The following is a 24,082-nucleotide window of genomic DNA, read 5'->3' as shown; positions in this document are numbered from 1 at the left end:
GGTTTAGCGCTTAGAATATTGTGTTCTCCTTACCGTTTTCTTACTTCCATCCTATGTGGCACGAATACCTTGTTGTAGAGTAGTCGAAAAGTAGTCAATCCGTACTCGTCACACGGATTTTGGTTGCCTTCAAAGTACGTCTCTATATAATGAACCAGACTAAAATAATTTGATAAATATCAAAAAAAATTGAGAGCGAGTAATAAACTTGCCCAAAAATCTCTGGCGTCGTATGCGTACCAGACAAATATGCTGATTCCTAACAAGTTATTGATAGATAAAGAATAAAATTAGGCAGCAGTTTTTAATCCAAATAAATTGAGACACCTCTAAGAACCAAGAATTCATCGGTTGGATGTACGGCACAGCATGTCTGTGAGCCATATGTCGAGCTGAACCCCATATATTCATTTTTGTAGAGGAAAATCATTGTGACACGCATTATCGTTGTAGGCGGCGGTGCTGGTGGTCTTGAGTTGGCAACTAAGCTTGGCCGAACTCTAGGTCGCAAGAACCGTGCGCAAATTACGCTAGTAGATCGTAAAGCGAGCCACTTATGGAAGCCATTATTGCATGAAGTGGCAACTGGCTCTTTGGACGAAGGGGTGGATGCTCTGAGTTATCGAGCTCATGCAAAAAACCACAGCTTCGACTTCCAAATGGGTAGCCTTCAAGACATCGACCGCGAACGTAAAGTGATCATCTTAAGTGAGCTTAAAGATGAGCATGGTGAGCTTCTGATGCCAAGCCGCGAGCTAGAATACGACATTCTGGTCATGGCGATTGGTTCAACATCAAACGACTTCAACACTCCTGGCGTTCGTGAGAACTGTATTTTCCTAGACAGTCCAGAACAAGCGCACCGTTTCCGCACAGAAATGAACAATGAGTTCCTAAAACTGCACGCGAAAAACGGTAACGGTACGGTGGATATCGCGATTGTTGGTGCTGGTGCAACTGGCGTTGAGCTATCTGCAGAACTACACAATGCCGTTAAAGAGCTGCGTACTTACGGCTTTGGCGATCTTGACTCTAGCAAGCTGAACGTCAACCTGATTGAAGCGGGTGAGCGTATTCTACCTGCGCTTCCTCCACGTATTTCGGCTGCTGCTCATCAGGAGCTGGTGAAGTTGGGCGTAAACGTACGCACGGCAACCATGGTGACTAAAGCTGAAAAAGATGGCCTCACCACGAAAGATGGTGAGAAGATCTCGGCACAAATCATGGTTTGGGCTGCGGGTATTAAAGCACCAGATTTTATTAAAGATATCGCTGGTTTAGAAACGAACCGTATCAACCAGCTGGTAGTGAAAAATACACTACAAACGACGCGTGATGATGACATTTTCGTTATTGGTGACTTAGCACAATGTACTCAGGCTGATGGTTCGTTTGTTCCACCACGTGCGCAAGCTGCGCACCAAATGGCAAGCCAAGCATTCAGCAACATCGTTGCGAAGATCAACGGACGCGAGCTGAAAGATTATGTGTATAAAGATCACGGCTCATTAGTGTCTCTAAGCCGTTTCTCTACCGTTGGTAGCTTGATGGGCAACCTAACCAAAGGGTCGATGATGGTAGAAGGCCGTATTGCACGTGTCGTTTATATCTCGTTATATCGAATGCATCTGATGGCGTTGCACGGCGTATTTAAAACCGGACTGATGATGCTCGTGGGCCGTATCAACCGAGTACTGCGTCCAAACCTTAAGCTTCACTAAGACGCCAAATTCACATCTACGCGGATTGCGCGGATGCTGTATCTTCGAAATATAAAAAGCCACCGCAAGTCGGTGGCTTTTTGTTTATGTTAGATCTGCCGGTAAAAGTGAGTACACAACGCCATCCTTAGGCTTACCATGAAAAATAAACCGGTTTCTGGCGATGGTTTCTTTTTGTGCACCGACTGACTCAATTAAGGTTTGGCTTGCTTCGTTGTCGGGGTCACAGACAATTTCCAGTCGAGTTAAACTCAGCTTTGCAAAGCAGAATTCAGCCAAGGCTCTAACGGCTTCTTGAGCATAGCCCTGTCGTTGATAGCGGTCAGCAACCCAGTAGCCAATACTTGCCATATTAAACGTGTGATATAACTCGTTTACGGCGGCCATTCCTACTAAAGTGTTACTTTGTCGTTCATAGATACCGAAACCGAAAGCTTCTGTTTTTACCCAGTTAAGTCGGGTTGCCAACAGGAAGTCCTGTGCATCTTTCAACGTAACGTTTTGATTACACCAATCTAGCCACTGGTGTAGGGAAGGGGACTCTGCAAGCAAACGTTGTAGTGAGTGAGCCTCTTCAGAAGGGATGAGCTTGAGCGCTAAGCGGGGCGCAATGATTTCAAAATCTGGACTCATGAACTGATACGACTTCCATGTTGAGTGTAAGTAATTTGAAAACTGTCTATTTCATACTGTAACGCAGTTATTTTCCTTGCTCTGCGTTGGTTAGGAATAACTGAGGACATAACAGATAAAAACAAAGCGCAGCAAATGCTGCGCTTTGTTGAATCACTCGTACTTATCGAACGCGACGAACTTGAATGATCATGCCCATCAATGGGTTGTCTAGGTAATGAGTCTCACTACTACGCATACGGCGTTTTTGATCCATTCGATAGCTCTTGAGGAACTTTTCTTCTGTTATTGTAGGAGAGATTTCCGCCAAGTTACCCACTTGAACATTACCATCGACCTCACCTAAATCATCCGCCAATTGCTCGGTTGAAGTTGGTTCAAAACGCACTTCTCTAACACTTGGCTCGCGCAGGTCTAGTGTCGTTTCAGCGAATAGATAATGCTGCACGTAAATTTGGAATCGACCGTCTAGTTCATACAAAGGACCGTTGACTGTCTCTTCACTGTAACCGTCAGTGGAAAATGTCTGAGTACTGCCATTGATTGGACTACCATCTGCGTGATAAGAATCAGAAAAATCTCGTCCACCAACAATACGGAAAATTGGGGCACTAGATTTGCCTCGGTCACCTTGACGCCATGCTACGTGTTTAAGCACTTTAAACCCAGCGTGGTTGTTTAATGCTGCTTCTTGCGCATTCAGGCGGAAAGATGAGCGTGGCAGTAGTGTTACGCCTTTAGAGCGACGGTATGATTCACTCTCTAAGCTGCCGACATTTTCCATATCGATTTTTGGCAGTTGATTCGGCCAAGATTCAGTGGTGCTTTCAGCGTCGACTGCTCGCTTGAAAATGATCACTTCAATATCAAATTGACGCTGTGCCCAAGAAGGCATTGAGACACATAGAAGCAATAACGGGATCAGTATTCTCATTCGACTATTAGCTCGTTGGTAATAAATTCTGTTTAAAATCATTCAGTAAGTCTTGAACAAACTGAATGCGTTTACGTCGGTCCGCCAATGGTACGCTAAACTTGAACTTAGTTGGACCTTCCATTGCAAATTTTTGCGGCTGTGATTGCAGCAGTTTAACCAAATACGCTGGATTTATGTCAGCATCAGGGTAAAACTCGATAAATCCACCCTTATCATGGGCTTCTATCTTTTTCGCTTTTAGGCTACCAGCCGAAATTTTCAATTCTGAGACAGCAAGTAAGTTCTTCGTCGCGTCTGGAAGCAGTCCAAATCGATCGATAAGTTCCACTTTGAGCTCTGAGAGTTCTTCACCACTCGTAACGCTCGCAATACGTTTGTACATCGACAGTCGTGTATTCACATCCGGGATGTAATCGTCTGGCAAGAGCGCTGGGATTCGCATTTCAACTTCAGTTTGTTCACGAAGCAGCTCGTCCAAAGAAGGTTCTTTACCTTCTTTCAATGCTTGGACTGCTTGTTCCAGCATTTCCATGTACAGTGTAAAACCAACCGATTGAATTTGCCCACTTTGCTCGTCACCAAGCAGTTCACCAGCCCCACGGATTTCTAAGTCGTGAGTTGCTAGAGTAAAGCCTGCGCCTAAGTCTTCCAGTGAAGCAATCGCATCAAGACGCTTGATAGCATCTTTGGTCATGGCTTTTGGATGTGGCGTTAATAAGTAAGCATAGGCTTGATGATGAGAGCGTCCAACACGGCCACGCAATTGGTGCAGTTGCGCTAAACCAAGGTTGTCTGCACGATCCATAATAATGGTATTCGCTGTTGGTACGTCGATACCGGTCTCGATGATCGTTGTACACACCAACACATTAAAGCGCTGGTGGTAGAAATCATTCATGATGCGCTCCAGTTCGCGCTCACGCATTTGACCATGTGCCACGGTAATTCGTGCTTCAGGAATAAGCTTTTGCAAGTCTTCCGCGGTTTTCTCGATAGTCTCTACCTGATTGTGCAGGAAGTAAACCTGACCACCACGCATGATTTCACGCAGTACCGCCTCACGGACCACAGATTCTTCTCTTTGACGAACAAAGGTTTTGATGGCTAAACGACGCGCTGGAGGTGTCGCGATGATAGACAGATCGCGCATGCCACTCATGGCCATATTCAAGGTACGTGGAATTGGTGTTGCGGTGAGGGTAAGAATGTCCACATCCGCACGCATTGCTTTGACTTTTTCTTTTTGACGAACCCCGAAGCGGTGTTCCTCATCAACGATCAACAAACCTAAATCTTTGAATTTAATGTCGCTCGAAAGCAGCTTATGTGTACCAACGACAATATCGACTTTACCATCGGCAACGTCTTGCAAAATGACTTTTTGTTCTTTGGCCGATTTAAAACGAGACAGTACTTCAACTCGGATTGGCAAGTTGGCAAAACGGTCACGGAAGTTTTCGAAATGCTGCTGAGCAAGTAAGGTTGTTGGTACGAGTACGGCGACCTGTTTACTGTTATCCGTTGCGACAAATGCTGCGCGCATAGCGACTTCCGTTTTCCCAAAGCCCACGTCACCACACACTAAGCGATCCATCGCTTTTGCTTGGCACATGTCTGACAAGACGGCATTGATGGCCATCGCTTGGTCATCCGTTTCTTCAAATGGGAACGTTGCTTTAAACGTTGCGTATTGCCCACGATCTAGCTCAAATTTGAAGCCCGGTTTTAATTCTCGTTTAGCGTAAACATCCAGCAACTCAGCCGCGACATCACGCACTTTTTCTGCCGCTTTACGACGTGCTTTTGCCCAAGCCTCGCCACCCAATTTATGCAGTGGTGCACTTTCTTCAGCACCGCCTGAATAACGGCTAATAAGGTTTAGTGATGAAACTGGTACGTAGAGCTTGGCATCGTTTTGATACTCAAGGGTGACGTATTCCGTTTTCATGCCACCGGCTTCAAGTGTTTGTAAACCGATGTAGCGGCCAATACCGTGATCAATATGAACCACGGGTTGACCGGGTTTCAATTCCGCAAGGTGGCGAATAACGGTGTCACTGTTGACTGCTTTTTTATCTTTGCGGCGTCGCTGGATAACGCGGTCACCAAGTAGATCACTTTCACAGATCAGAGCGAAGTTCAGCTCTTCGTGAATGAAACCATGCTCTGCAGCGCCTAAGATCAAACTGAAGCGATCACCCGAATCTAGAGCTTGGTAAAGTGAACCATGTACGACTGGGCGAACTTTGATGCCTTGCAACAGTTCTGTTAGTGCTTCACGACGACCTTCCGACTCTACCGAGAAAACAATTTTGCCGCTGAATTGCTCACTGAATTGACGAAGACGCGAAAGCGGTTCTTTATTTTGTTGCTGAACGCCAAGCTCGGCTAACGATTGTACTGGTAGGTTTTGACGACCAGCACGCTTAACCACTTTCTCTAGGCTCAATTGAGCCATAGGGAGCTGTTTTAGTTGGCTGAAGAGTTCGTCTTTTTTCAGCCAAAGTTGTTCAGGAGTCAAAAGAGGACGTAGTGGATCCACTTTTTTCTGGTCGTACCGATATTCGACATCGGTTAAGAAAGTATCGACCGCAGATTCAATATCACCATATGTGATGACTTGAGAGTCTTCTGGCAAATATTCAAATAAAGTCTCGGTATGGTCAAAAAACAGCGGTTGCCAATACTCAATACCCGCGGGCCAAGTGCCTTTGGTCACTTGCATGTAGATCGACTCTGGCTCTCGGCGTGCTTCAAATTGGGTGCGCCAACGTGTACGAAAATCCTCAATCGCTTCTTTAGTGGTTGGGAACTCATGCGCGGGCAGCAATTGGATTTGCTGAATATCGTCGATAGAGCGTTGGTTCTCTGGATCAAAGGTGCGAATGGTATCTATCTCATCATCAAAGAAGTCGATGCGATACGGGTCATCGCTGCCCATAGGAAAGAGATCCAGAATCGACCCACGGCTCGCGTATTCACCTGGCCCAAATACTTGGTCTACGTGGCGGTAGCCCGAATTTTCAAGTTGTGCACGTAGCTTCTCAAGCGAGAGTCGATCACCAGTTTTCACCATTAAAGTGTGTTGCAACAGAAAATCACGTGGCGATTGGCGTTGCAATACTGTACTGACCGGGACGATGGTTATGCCATCACGTTGACTTGGCAGTTGGTATAGGCGTGCGATACGTTCAGAGATTATTTCTTGATGCGGAGAAAAGTTATCGTAAGGCAGCGTTTCCCAGTCGGGGAACAGGCTTACTGTTTGTTCGGTGAATTGCTCAATCTCTGCCTGAAGCTTTAAAGCGATTTGCGGGTCAGGCACGATGAGTAGCGAGTGACTCGAATGCTGCTTGGCTAGCTCAGCAATAGCTAGAGGTAGAGCCGCGCCCGGTAAATTACCTAGCTGTTTTTTGTCGCCACGCTCAGAAGGATTGGTGACGGAAAGAATCGTTGCTTTTGTCATAGGAGTTATTTTTTATCTCGCTCCATCGAGCGCTGACGTAAAAGTTTTTGTTGTTGATATAGTGCCGCCTTTATCAGCAAATCTTGGTCAGATTCACGTAGCATCTTATATCTAAGAGTGATAATGAAATCTTGCTCTGAAGCATCACATTCTTCTACTTGAGCGTAACCGTAAATCGCTGCAGCAGGATGATCGAGAAACAGTTTAACACGAACGAGTTGTTGGGCAGATAGCGCTGTATCTGAACGGTAACTGAGTTGGCTGGCGCCAAACTTCGTGGTTTGATATCGAATGGAGGCGTCATCTTGTTGTGAAAGCATAAAGCTCAACAAGAGGTTAAGTTTCGCGTTTTGCGTATCAAGCAAGTTAATCACATGCTTTAAATCTTTGTTTTTTAGCTCTAGACGTGCATTGTCTGCCAACATATCTAGATGGCTAAATTCGCTGGCAACAATAAACGGTGCTGGAATTTCGGAGACAAAGGTTTCTTCATCTGGCAAAGCAAAATCCGCACTCAACGTTTCGACGTTGATAGTGAGATTATGATGGACGGTAAAGTATTCTTGCTCTGTCATATAGTCGGTCCTTTTGCCAGCGAGCGCTCCCTGTTCACTCAACAAACAAAGAGAAGTAGGGCACTGATTATCGCTAACTGAATGAAGTTATCAAGTTTACCTGATTTGTCCTTGAACTTTTTGCCCTAAATACAGACTTATTGCATGTCGTTGACAAATTTAGCGATTCTCTTGTCTTCTTAATGAGAAGAGTAAGGTAAGATAATCTGCTAAAGCTTTATATCAAAACAACCAGTTGGTTTGTCTTATATGTATCATCCTATCTCATTATTTATTGGTTTGAGATATCTTCGGGGACGCTCTGGGGATAGGTTCAGCCGATTTGTTTCTTATATGTCGACGGCGGGTATTACGATCGGTGTAATGGCGTTGGTGACGGTTCTTTCTGTGATGAATGGGTTCGAATCGCAGTTAAAAGAGCGCATTTTAGGCGTGCTACCTCATGCCGTTGTTTCGCAACACGATGGAAAAACGCCGTTGACCGAGTCTGCCCCTTCATTTGTTCAAGCGATGTCGCGTGAATCTGAACCGGAGCCTATCGTTCGTGGAGAGGCTGTAATTCAGAGTTCTGCGCAACTGACGGCAGGTTACCTCATTGGCATTGAACCAAAGAAAGGCGATCCGATCAGCAACCATCTGATTGCTGGGCGATTATCGTCACTTCAAGCGGGCGATTACAAGGTCTTTTTAGGTCATAGTTTGGCGCGCTCTCTAAAGGTATCAATGGGGGATAAAGTGCGCTTAATGGTGACCAACGCGACGCAGTTTACCCCACTTGGCCGTATTCCTAGCCAGCGCAATTTTACTGTCGCTGGTATTTTCAATACGGGATCGGACGTTGATGGTCAATTAATGATTGTTAACATGACGGATGCATCTAAGTTGATGCGTTTTCCGAAAGACACGGTTTCTGGTTGGCGTGTCTTTTTCTCTGATCCATTTATGGTGACGGATTTTGCTGATCAACCCATGCCTGACGGGTGGCAATGGAGTGATTGGCGCGAACAGCGTGGTGAGCTTTTCCAAGCGGTGAAAATGGAAAAGAACATGATGGGACTTATGCTAGGTCTAATTGTGGGCGTTGCTGCATTCAATATTATTTCCGCCTTAATCATGGTGGTGATGGAGAAACAATCAGAAGTCGCAATATTGAAAACTCAAGGCATGACTCAATCTCAAGTGATGACCATTTTCATGGTTCAAGGGGCAAGCAGTGGTGTAATTGGCGCGATTGTCGGTGGCGCTGCGGGCGTGATCTTGTCACTTAACCTGAATGCGATTCTTGAATCTGCCGGTGTGGCGCTATTCAGTTTCGGTGGTCATCTACCTATTTTGATTGATTCACTGCAAATTCTTTTAGTGGTGGTGTTGGCGATTGCTCTTAGCCTCGCTGCTACGCTTTATCCTTCTTATCGAGCATCTTCTGTTAAACCTGCTGAGGCACTTCGCTATGAATAAGCTATTAGAATGTCGTGATATTCGTAAAGTCTACCGAGAGGGGTCGTTAGATACGGAAGTGTTGAAAGGCGTAAGTTTCGATATCGATAAAGGGGAGCTGGTTTCTATTGTTGGCTCTTCTGGTTCCGGAAAAAGTACCTTATTGCATATTCTAGGGGCGTTAGATGACGCAACTCATGGTGAAGTTGATTTTCTAGGGCAAAACTTATCGGCTTTAAGTTCGAATAAACAGGCGGCTTTACGCAACAAGCACCTTGGTTTTGTATACCAGTTTCATCATTTGTTAGCTGATTTTACTGCGCTTGAAAACGTGGCGATGCCACTGATGATTGGCGGCGCTAAAGTAACGGATGCAAAACAGGCGGCTAAAGCGCTGTTAGATAAAGTGGGTTTGAGTCATCGGATGCAACACAGACCCTCTGAGTTATCGGGCGGTGAGCGTCAGCGTGTTGCGATTGCGCGTGCATTGGTGAATAAGCCTGATCTTGTTTTGGCCGATGAACCTACGGGGAACTTAGATCATAATACGGCACTGTCTATCTATGATTTGATGCGCGAGCTCAATAAAGAGTCAAACATTGCATTTTTGGTTGTCACGCATGATAAAGAGCTGGCGGCGAAAATGGATCGTCAAATGCACATGCAAGATGGTTTGCTCGTAGATCGTTTTGTGACTGATACAGCATCTGCGGAGGGCTAATTTTGTTTTCATCTTTAGCATTGATGATTGGTGGTCGCTTTAGTCGAGCGAAAAAGCGCAACAAGATGGTGTCTTTCATTTCGCTTTCTTCAACGATTGGCATTGCGGTTGGTGTAGCCGTGATCATTATCGGTCTTTCTGCAATGAATGGCTTTGAGCGCGAGCTGCAATCGCGTGTGTTGTCAGTTATTCCACACGGCGAGTTGGAAGGTGTTAATGGACCGCTTCATAACTACACCAAAACGATGAATCAAGCCCTAAACCATGAAGATGTTGTTGCGGCAGCGCCGTACGTTCGTTTTACGGGGTTAGCAGAAAAAGGCAGTAAGCTAAAAGCGATAGAAGTTCGTGGCGTAGAGCCTACTTTCGAGCAAGCGGTGTCGAGCTTATCGAATTTTATTGACCAAGAAGCTTGGCAAAACTTTTATGCCGGTCAGCAGCAAGTGATCTTAGGCCGAGGTGTAGCAAACGAGCTAAATGTCGCCGTGGGGGATTACATTACGTTGATGATTCCGCAAACAGGCGGCTCAAACAAAGTGCAGGCTCCTAAGCGTGTGCGCGTGAAGGTGTCTGGGTTCTTAACGTTGAATGGCCAAATAGACCATTCTTTAGCGTTAGTGCCATTAGCGGATGCTCAGCAATACGCGAGGTTAGGGGAAGGGGTCACTGGCATTTCACTAAAAACGGATGATGTTCTCAATGCGCCTTCTATTGTTCGTGAGGTAGGTAGCATGGTGGATGTTTACGTGTATTTGAAAAGCTGGCAGCAAAAGTTTGGTTTTTTGTATCGCGATATTCAGCTCGTACGCACCATTATGTACTTGGTGATGGTACTCGTGATTGGTGTGGCATGTTTTAACATTGTGTCTACGCTGATGATGGCAGTGAAAGATAGAGCCGCAGAAATTGCAATTTTGCGAACAATGGGAGCAAAAGATAGCCTAATCAAACATATCTTTGTTTGGCAAGGCGTGTTCTCTGGTGTATTTGGCAGTCTCGTCGGCAGTGTTATTGGTGTCTTAGTGGCGTTAAACCTGACTCCGTTAATTAAAGGGTTAGAGAGCTTAATCGGTCATCAGTTTTTATCGGGTGATATTTACTTCGTCGACTTCTTACCATCACAGTTACACTGGCCAGACGTAGCATTGGTGTCGGTGACGGCGATCGTTTTGAGTTTGCTTGCAACGTGGTATCCCGCTTCTCGCGCCGCGAAGTTAAATCCGGCAGCGGTGCTGAGTTCTAAATAACCAACCGTTTTACAATACGAGAAAAGCAAAAAGGACCGAATTCGGTCCTTTTTTTGTATTTATCCAACTTGAGCGACATCGTGTTTCATTCTAACTGTTAGGTGCCCCTCAACTGATAGCGCAAATGCTGATTTTTATGCAGTAACGTCTTATCTTATTTTGCGTTTTTGCCAGCTCCGAACCACTGAGTAGCGCCAAAGTCCTCTAATGCCGAAGTAGCCAATAATCGCGGATATGACACCACAGATAGCACAGCCTAATAAGAATGGAGGGCCAATAGTGCTCATCTGTTGCATGATGAATTCCCACGAAAGTTCAAAGTGGAAAGGTTGCGGAGGAACATGCATCACTAAAGCGCCAAGCTTATACGCAAAATAAAATAACACAGGCATGGTGATGGGGTTGCTTATCCATACCAAAGCGACGGAGAGAGGTAAATTGACGCCAAGCATGATTGCCAAACCTGCAGCCATGATCATTTGGCTTGGTAGCGGAACAAATGCCATAAATAACCCGACAGCAAAAGCCCCAGACGCCGAGCGACGATTTAAACACCACAAGTTCGGGTTGTACAACACATTGCCGAAGACCTTCAATGCTTTTTGGCGTTTGATCAATTCATGATCTGGCATGAAGCGTTTTATCAGCTTTCTAGGCATAGGACAGCATGACTCTCTCAGAAAAAAGTTGGACCTTGGCGTTATTTGTAGCGAGCGTAATTTCGTCAGCTTGGTGGCCGACAATACCAGATTGGCGTTGGCTGCTGCTGGGAATAATAACCACTGGCTCAATAATCAAATTACGTCGTGGCTTAATTAGCATAGGCGCAATTGCGGGCTTTATGGTTGTCATCGTCCACGGCAATGTATTGGAGTCTCAGAGACAAGCCCTTTTTCAAGCAGGGGAGAATATTACCATAATTGGTAAAGTTGACAGCCCTTTTACGCAAATAAGTCACGGATATGAAGGCATTGTGGCTCTAAAAAAGGTAAATTCTCAAACTCTGTTACCTTTTCTTAAACCTAAAATCCGTCTTATTACGCCTTTTCCACTCGATGTTAACAGTGAGTTTACGACATCCGTCTCGTTAAAGCCGATTACAGGCCTACGCAACGAAGCTGGTTTTGACGCCGAAAAGCACGCAATGGGTAAAAGCATTATCGCACGCGGTGTTGTTAACAAGGATGTTACCTGGATAATTCGCTCTACTACATCTTTGCGCCAAGCCATTATCGCTGATGTTTCGGAGGATGTGTCCTCCCTTCATCATTTCTCGTTAATAAATGCGTTAGTTTTTGCCGATCGCTCTTGGTTATCTAAGGAAGATTGGCAAGCACTCAGAGACAGTGGTTTACTGCACTTGGTCTCGATTTCGGGCTTACATATTGGTATGGCGTTCACTTTTGGGCTAGTGGTGGGCGGTGCCATTCGTTATGCGTTACCTCAATACCAGCTATTGCCTAGCTTCTGTGGGCTGATGTTTGCCGTTGCCTATGCTTGGTTAGCGGACTTCTCATTACCTACTACCCGCGCGGTGTCGGTATGTGTTATTTACGTCGTTCTCAAATATACCTTAGTGCACTGGGCTTCCTGGCGGGTACTTTTGCTCGCGGTAGCGCTACAACTGCTTGTTCAACCTTTTGCATCGTATAGCATGAGTTTTTGGTTATCGTATTTGTCAGTTTGCGCAGTGTTGTTCGCAATCAATTTGATTCGGTATCAAAACGGGGGCTGGAAGGCGAAGTTAAAAGTGCTATTGCTTACTCAATTGATTCTGAGTGTGTTAATCGTGCCTATTAGTGGCTATTACTTTTCTGGTTTCAGTTTGTCATCAATTGCATACAACTTGGCGTTTATTCCTTGGTTCGGATTTATCGTTGTGCCTTTGATGTTTCTGGCCCTGTTCTCATCTTTATTTCTTGAAATGATAGCAAAGCCTCTGTGGCAGTTGGTGGACTGGTCATTGCAGCCATTGAGCACGTCAATTCAGTACGCGATAGGCTCCTGGCAACCCATTAGTATAGAAATGACAGGGTTGATTCTGGCGGGAATTATTTGCTTGGTGTTTCAACGATTCATGTTTCAGTACGCGTGGTGTTTGTTACTTGGCATTGTAATTAGTATTAAGCTCACATCGGAATATGATCAGCAACATTGGCGAATTGATGTACTAGATGTGGGCCATGGCCTTGCGGTGATTGTAGAAAAAGACGATAAAGTGTTGCTCTATGATACAGGTAAAGCATGGCAAAATGGCAGTATTGCGGAGCAGGTCGTCACTCCGGTCTTGCATCAACGAGGTTATGAAAGCATCGATACGATGATCCTCAGCCATTCCGACAATGACCATGCAGGAGGGCGCTTGTTCATTGAAGATGCCTTTTCGCCACAGCGCAAACTCAGTAGCCAAAACTTTATCGGATATGAGTCTTGTACTCGCGGCGATCATTGGAAATGGCAAGGGTTAAATATAGAAGTACTTTGGCCTCCTGCTCTTGTTCAACGTGCATATAATCCGCACTCCTGTGTGCTACGTCTTACCGACCCTATTTCTACGTTCAGTATGCTTTTTACTGGTGATATTGAGACCATTAGCGAGTGGATCTTGCTCAGGGAGCCTGAAAAGTTAAAAAGTGATGTGATGTTGGTCCCTCATCATGGTAGTAAAAGTTCTTCGAATCCTCGCTTTATTGAAGCGGTAAACCCGAGTGTGGCCGTTGCTTCTTTGGCAAAAAATAATCAATGGGGAATGCCGGCAGAACATGTTGTTACAGCATATCGCAAGCTTGATATTACTTGGCTTGATACTGGGGAATATGGTCAGGTAAGCTTCTCTATTCACCGTGATAATTGGCGCTCAGAAACCAAACGTAGCGATACATTTGAGCCTTGGTATAGGCAGATGCTGCGTAAGGGAGTAGAATGAGAGTCTTAATGTAAGAAAATAAAGCACTTCTATGTCGATAAATACTGATGAAACGACTTGGCAGACGTTTAAGCGTCTATGGCAATTTATTCGCCTTTACAAGTCAGGTCTTGTCGTTGCAGTCATTGCATTAGTTATTAATGCTATATCAGATACCTATATGATTTCCCTATTAAAACCATTACTAGATGAAGGTTTTGGGAACGCTGAATCTGATTTTCTACGCACGCTTCCATTGATTATTTTTGCCATGATGTTTGTCCGTGGCATAAGTGGATTTGTCTCCACATACTGTTTGAGCTGGGTATCCGGCAATGTGGTTATGCAAGTCCGCCGTATGGTATTCAATCACTTTATGCATATGCCTGTGTCTTACTTCGATAAGGAAAAGACGGGCAATTTATTGTCACGTATTACCTACGATTCAGAGCAAGTATCTGCGGCAACCAGCCAAGCGTTAGTGAGCATCGTTCGTGAAGGTGCAAGTATCATTGGCCTGTTAGTCCTGATGTTTTACAACAGCTGGCAGTTGTCGTTAGTGCTGTTTGCTGTTGCTCCTGTTGTCGCGTGGGGTATTGGTGTCGTTTCTAAACGTTTTAGAAAAATATCCAAAAATATGCAGACAATGATGGGCAACGTGACTGCGTCAGCAGAGCAGATGCTGAAAGGCCATAAAGTCGTGTTGAGCTACGGCGGCCAGGATATCGAACGTAAACGATTTGAGAAGGTCAGCAACCAAATGCGTCAACAAAGCATGAAGTTGGTGACGGCTCAAGCGGCGGCTAACCCTATCATCCAAATGATTGCGTCACTTGCTATTGTTGCCGTTCTTTACTTAGCAAGTATTGACTCGATTAAAGAGCAACTGACTCCAGGTACATTTACCGTTGTCTTCTCTGCGATGTTTGGTTTGATGCGTCCGCTTAAAGCGCTTACTAACGTTACCTCTCAGTTCCAACGTGGTATGGCTGCGAGCCAAACGCTCTTTGCGTTGATTGACCTTGAGCCTGAGAAAAACGAAGGTAAGTTGACAGTTGAACGCGCAAATGGCGATGTTTCAGTTAAAAACGTAAGCTTTACTTATACTGGCGCAGAAAAGCCAGCATTGGAAAATGTCAGCTTCGATATTCCAAGAGGGAAGACCGTTGCGCTGGTTGGTCGTTCCGGTTCCGGTAAAAGTACCATCGCGAACTTGTTCAATCGTTTCTATGATGTTGATAGTGGCTCCATCACACTAGACGGACATGATATTCGTGAATACGAGTTAAAGAACTTGCGTCAGCAGTTTGCGCTAGTATCACAAAATGTTCATTTATTTAATGACACGATTGCAAACAATATTGCTTACGCAACGGATGGAAAATACGAGCGCAGTGATATCGAGAAAGCGGCAAAACTCGCGCATGCTATGGAATTCATCAGCAAAATGGATGATGGGCTTGATACCATGATTGGTGAAAATGGCGCGAGTCTATCTGGCGGTCAACGTCAACGTGTCGCTATTGCACGTGCTCTATTGCGTGATGCACCGGTATTGATTCTTGATGAGGCGACCTCTGCTTTGGATACGGAATCCGAACGCGCTATCCAAGCTGCATTAGATGAGCTGCAGAAAGACAAAACGGTACTCGTGATTGCGCACCGCTTATCCACAATCGAGAAAGCCGATGAAATTCTTGTGGTTGATGATGGCGCCATCATTGAGCGTGGCAACCACGCCGATCTTATTGCAAAAAATGGTGCGTATGCACAATTGCACCGTATTCAGTTTGGTGAATAAACGCGGTGGTTGAAAAAATCTGGTTTGAAAACCATCCAATAAAATACCTCTTGTGGCCGCTTTTGTGGCCACTGAGTGTATTATTTGGAGCAATAAGTAAGTCTAAGCGAAAGCAATATCAAACAGGCCGTAAGCAAGCCTACAACGCGCCTATCCCTGTTATTGTTGTCGGCAATATCACAGCTGGTGGTAATGGCAAAACACCAGTTGTGGTTTGGCTTGTTGAGCAACTGCAACAGCTTGGGCTTAAGCCAGGGGTCGTTTCTCGTGGCTATGGAGCAAAAGCGCCTGCCTATCCGTTAGTGCTAAAAGAAGATACGCCTGCGAAACATTGTGGTGATGAGCCTAAGTTGATTCATCGCCGCACAGGAGCGCCTGTTGCGGTAGACCCGGTGCGTTCAAATGCAGTGAAAGCACTGCTAGAGTCAGGTGTGGATATCATTATTACGGACGATGGGTTACAACATTATGCGTTAGGCCGTGATATTGAGTTAGTGATTGTGGATGGGAATCGCCGATTTGGGAATGAAAGCCTCATTCCGCTTGGCCCACTTCGTGAAGGGGTCGAGCGTCTTGCTGAAGTCGACTTTATCATCACCAATGGCGGTCAAGCACATACGGGCGAAATCGCAATGACTTTAGCGCCATCTAAAGCCATTAACCTCAAGACTAAGCAACTTGTGGAAGTTTCTGAGTTAAAAGAGCTAGTGGCATTTGCAGGGATTGGGCATCCACCACGATTTTTTCATACACTAAACTCGATGAACGCAGATGTTAAAGTCACAAAAGGTTTTGCTGACCATCAAGACTTTGACCAACAAGAATTAGAAGCATTGGCTCAACAAGGGGCCAATGTGATTATGACCGAGAAAGATGCCGTCAAGTGCAGCCATTATGCACAAGATAATTGGTGGTATCTGCCTGTATCTGCCCAGTTTGAACCAAACGATGCAGAGCAAATTTTAAAGAGAATAAAAGAGGTTAAAGCGGCTTATGGATCACCGTCTGCTTGAGATTGTAGCTTGCCCTGTTTGCAAAGGTAAGCTGACGTACGATAAAGAGAATCAAGAGTTGATCTGCAAATTGGATCGCCTCGCTTACCCAATCAAAGAGGGTATTCCCGTTCTGCTCGAGCCTGAGGCTCGTACTATGAGTATGGATGAGGGACGCTAATGTCTTTTACGGTTGTCATTCCTTCGCGTTACGCATCGAGCCGCTTGCCTGGTAAACCGTTAGCGGATATTGGCGGTAAGCCAATGGTTCAGTGGGTTTACGATCAAGCGCTACAAGCGGGTGCGGAAGATGTTATCGTGGCAACTGATGACGAGCGTGTTGCTGATGCTGTCTCGTCGTTTGGTGGTAAAGTCTGTATGACCTCTCCTAACCACGAATCAGGTACTGAACGCCTTGCTGAAGTTGTTGAAAAAATGGCTATTCCTGCAGACCACATTATTGTTAATGTGCAAGGGGACGAGCCTTTGATTCCACCGTCTATCATTCGTCAGGTTGCTGATAACTTATCGGGGTGTGACGCTCCGATGGCGACATTAGCCGTAGAAATAGACTCAGAAGAAGAAGTGTTCAATCCGAATGCAGTTAAAGTTGTGGCTAATGAGCAAGGCTATGCGATGTACTTTAGTCGAGCAACTATCCCTTGGGATCGCGATAACTTTGCCAAACAAGACAAAATCATTGCCAATCCATTAATGCGTCATATTGGTATTTATGCTTATCGAGCTGGTTTCATTAATACGTATGTAAACTGGGCTCCGAGCGCATTGGAGCAGATCGAGTGCCTTGAGCAACTACGAGTGCTTTGGTACGGTGAAAAAATTCATGTAGCGGTAGCGAAAGAAGCGCCAGCAGCCGGCGTTGATACGCCAGAAGATCTAGAGGCGGTGCGCGCTATTGTGGCGAAGCAAGCATAACTAAAGGTCACATTGAATTAAGAACGAGAAAGGCTCCTGAATTAGGAGCCTTTTTGTTGCTTATGCCCAAGTATTAGTTAGATGTTTGTGTCATATTGATTCCGTTTAGGGCAGGTCGCTAAGACTTCTCGGTGACCTGTGTCTTTTACTTCTTGCAGAATGACATCAAATCCCCACAATCGGTAGACGTGTTTCAGAACTTCTTCGTAACTGTCATCAAGCGGGATTCGGTTATGAGGTACGTATTGCAACGTGAGTGAGCGGTCCCCACGAACATCGACATTAAATACCTGAATGTTTGGCTCAAGGTTAGATAAGTTGTACTGAGCGGCTAAGGTTTCTCTAATGCGTTTATAACCCATCTCATCGTGTATCGCGGCGACTTCAATAAAGTTTTTGTGGTCATCATCGTTGATCGCAAATAGCTTGAAATCACGCATTAATTTCGGAGAAAGGTATTGGCTAATGAAGCTTTCATCTTTGAAATTATGCATCGCGAAATGTACCGCATCTAACCAATCCGTTCCTGCCAAGTCCGGAAACCACTCCTTGTCCTCATCGGTTGGTTCTTCACAGATACGTTTAATATCTCGGAACATAGCAAAGCCCAAGGCGTATGGATTAATACCATTGAAGTAAGGGCTATTATAAGGCGGTTGAGCTACCACACTGGTATGGCTATGTAAGAACTCTAGTATGAACTTTTCGGATACCAAGCCCTCATCGTAAAGATGATTGAGAATGGTGTAATGCCAGAATGTTGCCCAGCCTTCGTTCATGACTTGCGTTTGTTTTTGCGGATAAAAATACTGACTGATTTTGCGTACAATCCGCACGACTTCACGTTGCCACGGCTCTAGTAGCGGGGCATGCTTTTCGAAAAAGTAGAGCAAGTTTTCCTGAGGCTCGCTTGGGAACCGCTCTTTCAGATCTTCCTCTTTGGTTTTGGCTCTTGGTACTGTGCGCCACAATTCATTCACTTGAGACTGTAAGTATGCCTCGCGTTCTTCTTGTCGCGCTTTCTCTTCGGTAATGGAGATTTTTTCTGGTCGCTTGTAACGATCCACACCAAAGTTCATTAAGGCGTGGCAGGAGTCGAGCAGTTTTTCCACTTCCTGTACTCCATATCGCTCCTCACATTCAGCTAAATACTTTTTGGCAAACAGTAAATAATCGATGATGGAGCTAGCGTCCGTCCAGGTTTGGAACAGATAATTACCTTTGAAGAAAGAGTTGTGTCCGTAACAAGCGTGAGCAATCACCAGCGCTTGCATTGTCACGGTGTTTTCTTCCATCAAATAGGCGATACACGGATTGGAGTTAATGACAATCTCGTAGGCTAACCCCATTTGACCATGCTTATAGTTCTGCTCCGTTTGGATGAACTTCTTACCAAACGACCAGTGGTTGTAATTGATGGGCATACCAATACTTGAGTAGGCATCCATCATTTGTTCGGAAGTAATCACTTCTATCTGGTTAGGGTAAGTGTCTAGGCGATAGTGTTGTGCGACACGCTTAATCTCTTTGTGGTAGCGTTCCAACAGCTCAAATGTCCAATCCGGTCCATCTGGCAGCATTTTACTATTACGCTTCTTAGGCGCCTCTCCTGAGAGGTTTTTCGTTGCGGTACTCATCGCTAGCCTCCTTACGCCGTTTCTTTTTGGAATAGTTCACGGAAGACTGGGAAAATATCCTCCACAGAGCGAATGTTTTTCATTGCGAAGTTCGGAAATTCATCGGTGAGCTTTTCGTACTCATGCCATAGAGTTTGGTGCGAGCGTCGCGTAATTTCTATGTAGGAGTAGTACTGACAGTTTGGCAGTAGTTTGTTCACTAATAGATCGCGGCATCTTGGCGAGTCATCTGCCCAGTTATCGCCATCGGATGCTTGCGCAGCATAAATGTTCCATTGTCCAATTGGATAGCGCTCTTTTACGATTTCATCCATCAGTTTCAATGCGCTGGATACAATAGTGCCCCCGGTCTCTTGCGAGTAGAAGAACTCGTGCTCGTCCACTTCTTTCGCTTGGGTGTGGTGGCGAATAAAGACAACGTCTACATTCTCGTAAGTACGAGTTAAGAACAGGTATAATAGAACGTAAAAACGTTTTGCGATGTCTTTCGTTGCTTGATCCATCGAGCCCGATACGTCCATCAAACAAAACATCACCGCTTGACTAGATGGTACAGGGCGTTTTTCATAGTTTTTAAAGCGTAAGTCGAAGGTGTCAATAAATGGAACCCCCTCAATTTTCTTACGCAGCTCTTCAATTTCAGCCTTCAAGCGGTTCTCTTCAAACTGCTGAGCGGGTTCAATGTTTTTGATACGAGCAAGTTCATCTTCTAGCTCTTTGAGAAGACGTTTCTTACCTGCGGTCATTGCCGTACGTCGTGCAAGAGATTGTTGTAGCGAACGTACTACCGCAATGTTTGAAGGGATGCCAGCAGTTTGAAAGCCTGCGCGGTGCGTTTTCCATTCAGTAATTTTGGCAATTTGGTTTTTTTCTAGATTAGGCAGCTCGAGATCTTCGAACAAAATATCGAGGTACTCATCTTTTGATATTTGGAATACAAATTCGTCTTGGCCTTCTCCATCTGGACTGGCATTGCCTTCTCCCGAGCCACTACCTTGACCGCCACCTTTGGGACGCTCAATTTTATCACCAGTAATGAATTGGTCATTGCCGGGATGAACTCGTTCGCGAACACCACCTTTGCCTTGATGAAAGATCGGCTCATTGATGTCTTTGTGAGGGATAGAGACGTCTTCGCCCGTTTCCGTATTCGTAATCGAGCGTCGATTCACTGCGTCTGCTACCGACTCTTTTATTTGCTCTTTGTGGCGCTTCAAGAAGCGCTGTCTATTAACAGCGCTCTTGTTCTTGCCATTGAGCCTTCGGTCTATAAATTGCGCCATGAAATAGCCCTCTTCATGTTTCACAAGCGACCTAACTCAATACTGGGTTAGGATGACTTACGTACTCGTAGGTACCACTCAGAAAGTAGGCGAACCTGTTTCTCGGTATAGCCTTTTTCCATCATGCGAGCGACAAAGTCGTCATGCTTCTTCTGATCTTCAGAAGAGGTTTTCGCATTAAATGAGATAACCGGAAGTAGCTCTTCGGTATTGGAGAACATTTTCTTCTCGATTACTGTGCGCAGTTTTTCGTAGCTGGTCCAAACCGGGTTTTGACCATTGTTATTCGCTTTCGCACGAAGCACAAAGTTAACGATTTCGTTTCGGAAATCTTTCGGGTTAGAAATACCAGCGGTTTTCTCGATCTTCTCTAGCTCAGCGTTGAGTGAAGATCGATCAAATAGCTGACCAGTTTCTGGATCTCGGTACTCTTGGTCTTGAATCCAGAAGTCTGCGTAGGTGACATAGCGGTCGAAGATGTTCTGACCGTATTCAGAGTAAGACTCGAGATAAGCGGTCTGAATCTCTTTACCAATAAATTCAACGTAGCGAGGCACTAGGTAGCCTTTCAAGAACTCGAGATATTTCTCTGCCGTTTCAGCAGGGAACTGTTCACGTTCAACCTGTTGTTCAATCACATAGAACAGGTGTACAGGGTTGGCTGCCACCTCGGTTTGGTCGAAGTTAAATACGCGCGACAAAATCTTAAAGGCGAAACGTGTAGAGAGACCATTCATGCCTTCATCGACACCCGCATAATCACGATACTCTTGATAGCTTTTTGCCTTTGGATCGGTGTCTTTGAGTGTTTCACCATCGTAGACGCGCATTTTTGAGAAAATGGATGAGTTTTCAGGCTCTTTCAGGCGTGAAAGAATACTGAATTGCGCTAAAGTTTCGAGCGTGCTTGGAGAACAAGGAGCCTGAGACAGCTCACTGTTTTCAAGCAGTTTTTGGTAAATTTTCACTTCTTCGGATACGCGGAGACAGTAAGGTACTTTTACAATGTACACACGGTCGAGGAAGGCTTCGTTATTTTTGTTGTTACGGAAGGTCTGCCACTCAGATTCGTTCGAGTGAGCCAGAATCATACCGTCGAATGGAATCGCAGATAGACCTTCAGTACCGTTGAAGTTACCTTCTTGCGTTGCCGTCAATAGTGGGTGAAGTACTTTGATCGGCGCTTTGAACATCTCAACGAATTCCATTAAACCTTGGTTTGCTTTACACAGCGCACCGGAGTAGCTGTAGGCATCTGGGTCGTCTTGCGAATAATGTTCGAGTTTACGGATATCGACTTTACCAACCAGTGATGAAATATCTTGGTTGTTTTCATCCCCAGGTTCTGTTTTAGCAATACCGATCTGATCGAGAATTGAAGGGCGAACTTTCACTACCTTAAATTTAGTGATATCGCCGCCAAATTCATGAAGGCGCTTAGCGGCCCATGGCGACATAATCGAGCGAAGATAACGTTGCTCGATGCCATATTCTTTTTTCAAAATATCGCCGTCTTCCGTGGCTTTGAATAGACAGAATGGATGGTCATTCACTGGGCTACGTTCGCCATTAGCAGTAAGAACATAGATAGGCATCTGTTCCATCAAAGCCTTAAGTTTTTCAGCAAGTGAGGACTTACCACCGCCGACAGGACCGAGTAGGTAAAGGATCTGCTTACGTTCCTCTAAACCTTGCGCCGCGTGTTTTAGGTAAGACACAATTTGCTCTATGGCATCTTCCATACCATAAAAATCTTTAAAGGTTTCATAACGAGAGATAACACGATTCGAGAAGATGCGGCTCAATCTCGGGTCTTTTGCCGTATCGATTATCTCTGGTTCACCGATCGCCATCAGTAGGCGTTCTGCTGCATTAGCATAAGCGCTTTTGTCATCCTTACACAGGGCTAGAAACTCCTGTAACGACATCTCTTCATCTTTTGCAGCTTCATATCTTGATTGATAGTGGTCGAAAATACTCATGTCGCTTTCCCCTTTAATAGTCAGTCTACCGACGAACGTTGATTCAGGCTTTCCCACCTATTGTTATGCTCCTTGTTGTTTGAATATACGTCCTGTTATCACATTTGGTTCGTACAGAATGTAAGATTGGCGACACCAAAGACTTTGCTTTATGGACAGTTTTTTCATTACAACGGTGAGCGGTGGGTATGAATCTTTCAATCACAGCCTTTCTCTACTTAAGCCTAGTCGGGGATTTGCAATTTTGCTTAACAATTATGAATTTATTGCAAAAGTGACATTTGAATCACTCTTTCACTGAAGATGAATTTATGTCGTGAATAGGTGCAATAGAAATCAGATATTTGGCAAAGACAGAAGGGTCTCAGTGATTCATTGCTCTACATCGCACAAGGGAAGCGTAAGAAGGTGAAAAAGCAGCGGTAAGGTTGTGACAGGGCAAATAAAAAAGGAAAGCGAGTGCTTTCCTTTTCGTAGACGAATATTTTATGCGCTGAAGATTTGTGCAAGCTCGTTTTCGCATAAATGGTACTGACGAGGGCAGTTGCGCCAAGTTTGTAGCATACGACGGTATTTATCCAGCATTGGCATTTGGCTGTTAAAGTGATGGTCTGCTTTATCAAATTGAGGGTACAGACCTTCAGAATCAATAAGGAAGCGTACGTAATGGACTTGTTGGGCCTCCGAAGCAATATCAAACCCAAGGAACTGCAAGCGGCGCTGATCCACTTTGTTACGATCTTCGGTATCGAGCATGTTGTAAGATTCTTGCATCGCGTGATACATCTCCATAACGTCGATGATCTCACGACACTCCGCTTCTGACAGACAGCCGAAATCTTTATTCAACTCACGCATTTGTAGCTCATAGCCACGTTCAACGATCGTTTGTAAGCGTTTGTATTTGGCCGCATTACTTGGATCAAGTTGAGACATAAGGTTGTATTGGTTTGATAGAATCAAACGTTGAGCGTTTGACATTTCCATGATGACCTCACTAGATATCTAATACATTTTTAATGTGCTTAGGTTAACGCTTAAGACATGAGTGAAACATGATCTCAACACATATTTAATACTAAAAAATGGCAAGAACTGTCACTTTTGACCAGTTTAAAAACACTTATTTATGGTAATGATTGTATATGTAGTCTCGGTCTGAAAATACTCTTAGCCACTCTGGCTTGAATACGGTTAAAACCGCCAGTGACATACCATTTAATAGGCCCTCAGGGAAGGCAAGCAACGGTACAAAAATAAAGTAGTTATGTTGAATGGTTTCCCAATCGTAATGACCAACCGATAAATGGTAAAAGGAGTTAATCAGCAGATGCAGGCTTCCTGTTATCGCGCCGTTGAAAAAACCTGCAACGAAGATGAACACAAAAATGTTTCTTGGCAAGTAGTGATAACTCAAAAGAAAGACGAGGTAACTAATGAAGATAGGAAGCAGGGCAGACAATACTAAAGACGTGGGTAACTGCAACAACGACACATCATGTAGCAGGTGGTTGACCAGCATTGCGGGGATACTGATTAGAAAGGCCATACGCCAACCATACATCATCGTCAGCGTTGTTAGCGCGAGAAAATGAATCTGTAGTCCTTCTTTTACGCCTGCTTGAGTTGCCCATAGGATGCTGAAAAAAAAGAGTGTTGCAAAAACGAGGTGCTGAAATGCTTTTTCCTTTTCAAGCTTGGGCCAAACTACTTTTTTCCAATCTGGTAGACAGTAGGCGAGCACTATCCAAAGTATGACAACCAGCGAGCCCAAGTTAAACCAATCCATGTTACTACCTTCCTATGCGA

Annotated in this window: 19 protein-coding genes; 9 read left to right on the top strand and 10 right to left on the bottom strand. The window is 45.0% G+C overall.

The genetic code is table 11. The features are described 5' to 3' along the window. Positions 1-431: 431 nt before the first annotated feature. A complete protein-coding gene (locus OO778_RS11500; RefSeq protein WP_264909836.1) occupies positions 432-1,721 on the top strand; it encodes an NAD(P)/FAD-dependent oxidoreductase in 1,290 nt (429 codons plus the stop codon). An 84-nt stretch (positions 1,722-1,805) separates the two neighbouring features. Here the strand turns inward: OO778_RS11500 and OO778_RS11495 are convergent, their stop codons facing one another. The 4 genes from OO778_RS11495 to OO778_RS11480 all read right to left on the bottom strand — a co-directional run bounded on the left by OO778_RS11495 (position 1,806) and on the right by OO778_RS11480 (position 7,332). Then, positions 1,806-2,354, bottom strand: a complete 549-nt coding sequence (locus OO778_RS11495) for a GNAT family protein (protein WP_047008529.1) — start codon at positions 2,352-2,354, stop codon at positions 1,806-1,808. 163 nt (positions 2,355-2,517) lie between these two features. Further along, complete coding sequence (locus tag OO778_RS11490; RefSeq protein WP_074191059.1) at positions 2,518-3,288, bottom strand: peptidoglycan binding protein CsiV; 771 nt, start codon at positions 3,286-3,288, stop codon at positions 2,518-2,520. Positions 3,289-3,295: 7 nt separating this feature from the next. After that, positions 3,296-6,757 (bottom strand): transcription-repair coupling factor, encoded by a 3,462-nt coding sequence (mfd, locus tag OO778_RS11485; protein WP_264909832.1) that lies wholly within the window; start codon positions 6,755-6,757, stop codon positions 3,296-3,298. 5 nt (positions 6,758-6,762) lie between these two features. Further along, positions 6,763-7,332, bottom strand: a complete 570-nt coding sequence (locus OO778_RS11480; RefSeq protein WP_006742154.1) for a hypothetical protein — start codon at positions 7,330-7,332, stop codon at positions 6,763-6,765. A 249-nt stretch (positions 7,333-7,581) separates the two neighbouring features. Here OO778_RS11480 and lolC point away from each other — a divergent pair, with 249 nt between their 5' ends. The 3 genes from lolC to lolE are packed head-to-tail and all read left to right on the top strand — an operon-like array spanning position 7,582 to position 10,737. Then, on the top strand, positions 7,582-8,790 hold the full coding sequence (gene lolC / locus OO778_RS11475; protein ID WP_085343473.1) for a lipoprotein-releasing ABC transporter permease subunit LolC: 1,209 nt from the start codon (positions 7,582-7,584) through the stop codon (positions 8,788-8,790). Beyond that, positions 8,783-9,490 carry a lipoprotein-releasing ABC transporter ATP-binding protein LolD gene (gene lolD / locus OO778_RS11470; protein ID WP_046874713.1) on the top strand — a complete coding sequence of 236 codons (708 nt, stop codon included), beginning with the start codon at positions 8,783-8,785 and terminating at the stop codon, positions 9,488-9,490. The genes lolC and lolD overlap by 8 nt, the downstream gene beginning before the upstream one ends. A 2-nt stretch (positions 9,491-9,492) precedes the next feature. Next, entirely contained in the window at positions 9,493-10,737 is a 1,245-nt protein-coding gene (lolE, locus tag OO778_RS11465) for a lipoprotein-releasing ABC transporter permease subunit LolE (protein WP_085343474.1), read from the top strand. 149 nt (positions 10,738-10,886) lie between these two features. Here the strand turns inward: lolE and OO778_RS11460 are convergent, their stop codons facing one another. Next, positions 10,887-11,396 carry a DUF2062 domain-containing protein gene (locus OO778_RS11460; protein ID WP_006742150.1) on the bottom strand — a complete coding sequence of 170 codons (510 nt, stop codon included), beginning with the start codon at positions 11,394-11,396 and terminating at the stop codon, positions 10,887-10,889. 8 nt (positions 11,397-11,404) lie between these two features. Between OO778_RS11460 and OO778_RS11455 the strand changes: the two genes are divergently transcribed. Genes OO778_RS11455 through kdsB form a run of 5 tightly spaced genes read left to right on the top strand, consistent with a single transcriptional unit; the run spans position 11,405 to position 17,371 of the window. Continuing rightward, complete coding sequence (locus OO778_RS11455; RefSeq protein ID WP_264909828.1) at positions 11,405-13,663, top strand: DNA internalization-related competence protein ComEC/Rec2; 2,259 nt, start codon at positions 11,405-11,407, stop codon at positions 13,661-13,663. 31 nt (positions 13,664-13,694) lie between these two features. After that, entirely contained in the window at positions 13,695-15,443 is a 1,749-nt protein-coding gene (msbA, locus tag OO778_RS11450) for a lipid A ABC transporter ATP-binding protein/permease MsbA (protein ID WP_005390646.1), read from the top strand. Positions 15,444-15,448: 5 nt separating this feature from the next. Continuing rightward, entirely contained in the window at positions 15,449-16,456 is a 1,008-nt protein-coding gene (lpxK, locus tag OO778_RS11445; protein WP_065645404.1) for a tetraacyldisaccharide 4'-kinase, read from the top strand. Then, positions 16,437-16,616 (top strand): Trm112 family protein, encoded by a 180-nt coding sequence (locus OO778_RS11440; RefSeq protein ID WP_005390649.1) that lies wholly within the window; start codon positions 16,437-16,439, stop codon positions 16,614-16,616. Before lpxK ends, OO778_RS11440 begins: the two co-directional genes overlap by 20 nt. Beyond that, on the top strand, positions 16,616-17,371 hold the full coding sequence (kdsB, locus tag OO778_RS11435) for a 3-deoxy-manno-octulosonate cytidylyltransferase (RefSeq protein ID WP_085343551.1): 756 nt from the start codon (positions 16,616-16,618) through the stop codon (positions 17,369-17,371). Before OO778_RS11440 ends, kdsB begins: the two co-directional genes overlap by 1 nt. Before the next feature lie 77 nt (positions 17,372-17,448). Here the strand turns inward: kdsB and OO778_RS11430 are convergent, their stop codons facing one another. From OO778_RS11430 to OO778_RS11410, 5 genes are all read right to left on the bottom strand, one after another. Further along, on the bottom strand, positions 17,449-19,008 hold the full coding sequence (locus OO778_RS11430; protein ID WP_006742146.1) for a SpoVR family protein: 1,560 nt from the start codon (positions 19,006-19,008) through the stop codon (positions 17,449-17,451). An 11-nt stretch (positions 19,009-19,019) separates the two neighbouring features. Further along, positions 19,020-20,291 (bottom strand): YeaH/YhbH family protein, encoded by a 1,272-nt coding sequence (locus OO778_RS11425; protein WP_005390656.1) that lies wholly within the window; start codon positions 20,289-20,291, stop codon positions 19,020-19,022. Positions 20,292-20,338: 47 nt separating this feature from the next. Further along, positions 20,339-22,273, bottom strand: a complete 1,935-nt coding sequence (locus OO778_RS11420) for a PrkA family serine protein kinase (RefSeq protein WP_005390658.1) — start codon at positions 22,271-22,273, stop codon at positions 20,339-20,341. Between the two features lie 486 nt (positions 22,274-22,759). Beyond that, positions 22,760-23,260 (bottom strand): YfbU family protein, encoded by a 501-nt coding sequence (locus OO778_RS11415; protein ID WP_005390659.1) that lies wholly within the window; start codon positions 23,258-23,260, stop codon positions 22,760-22,762. 136 nt (positions 23,261-23,396) lie between these two features. Then, a complete protein-coding gene (locus OO778_RS11410; protein ID WP_006742143.1) occupies positions 23,397-24,062 on the bottom strand; it encodes an energy-coupling factor ABC transporter permease in 666 nt (221 codons plus the stop codon). Positions 24,063-24,082: the final 20 nt, after the last annotated feature.

The sequence above is a fragment of the Vibrio sp. STUT-A16 genome (assembly GCF_026000495.1).
Classification (GTDB): Bacteria; Pseudomonadota; Gammaproteobacteria; order Enterobacterales; family Vibrionaceae; genus Vibrio; species Vibrio diabolicus.
Note: the sequence above shows the minus strand (reverse complement) of the source record. Positions and strands in the feature narration are given on the sequence as shown.

Excerpts from the sequence above, each read along its gene's own strand:
- OO778_RS11495 (WP_047008529.1), bottom strand. The coding sequence starts at position 2,354 with ATGAGTCCAGATTTTGAAATCATTGCGCCCCGCTTAGCGCTCAAGCTC.
- OO778_RS11490 (WP_074191059.1), bottom strand. The coding sequence starts at position 3,288 with ATGAGAATACTGATCCCGTTATTGCTTCTATGTGTCTCAATGCCTTCT.
- mfd (WP_264909832.1), bottom strand. The coding sequence starts at position 6,757 with ATGACAAAAGCAACGATTCTTTCCGTCACCAATCCTTCTGAGCGTGGC.
- OO778_RS11480 (WP_006742154.1), bottom strand. The coding sequence starts at position 7,332 with ATGACAGAGCAAGAATACTTTACCGTCCATCATAATCTCACTATCAAC.
- lolC (WP_085343473.1), top strand. The coding sequence starts at position 7,582 with ATGTATCATCCTATCTCATTATTTATTGGTTTGAGATATCTTCGGGGA.
- lolD (WP_046874713.1), top strand. The coding sequence starts at position 8,783 with ATGAATAAGCTATTAGAATGTCGTGATATTCGTAAAGTCTACCGAGAG.
- OO778_RS11460 (WP_006742150.1), bottom strand. The coding sequence starts at position 11,396 with ATGCCTAGAAAGCTGATAAAACGCTTCATGCCAGATCATGAATTGATC.
- OO778_RS11455 (WP_264909828.1), top strand. The coding sequence starts at position 11,405 with ATGACTCTCTCAGAAAAAAGTTGGACCTTGGCGTTATTTGTAGCGAGC.
- msbA (WP_005390646.1), top strand. The coding sequence starts at position 13,695 with ATGTCGATAAATACTGATGAAACGACTTGGCAGACGTTTAAGCGTCTA.
- OO778_RS11440 (WP_005390649.1), top strand. The coding sequence starts at position 16,437 with ATGGATCACCGTCTGCTTGAGATTGTAGCTTGCCCTGTTTGCAAAGGT.
- kdsB (WP_085343551.1), top strand. The coding sequence starts at position 16,616 with ATGTCTTTTACGGTTGTCATTCCTTCGCGTTACGCATCGAGCCGCTTG.
- OO778_RS11430 (WP_006742146.1), bottom strand. The coding sequence starts at position 19,008 with ATGAGTACCGCAACGAAAAACCTCTCAGGAGAGGCGCCTAAGAAGCGT.
- OO778_RS11425 (WP_005390656.1), bottom strand. The coding sequence starts at position 20,291 with ATGGCGCAATTTATAGACCGAAGGCTCAATGGCAAGAACAAGAGCGCT.
- OO778_RS11420 (WP_005390658.1), bottom strand. The coding sequence starts at position 22,273 with ATGAGTATTTTCGACCACTATCAATCAAGATATGAAGCTGCAAAAGAT.
- OO778_RS11415 (WP_005390659.1), bottom strand. The coding sequence starts at position 23,260 with ATGGAAATGTCAAACGCTCAACGTTTGATTCTATCAAACCAATACAAC.
- OO778_RS11410 (WP_006742143.1), bottom strand. The coding sequence starts at position 24,062 with ATGGATTGGTTTAACTTGGGCTCGCTGGTTGTCATACTTTGGATAGTG.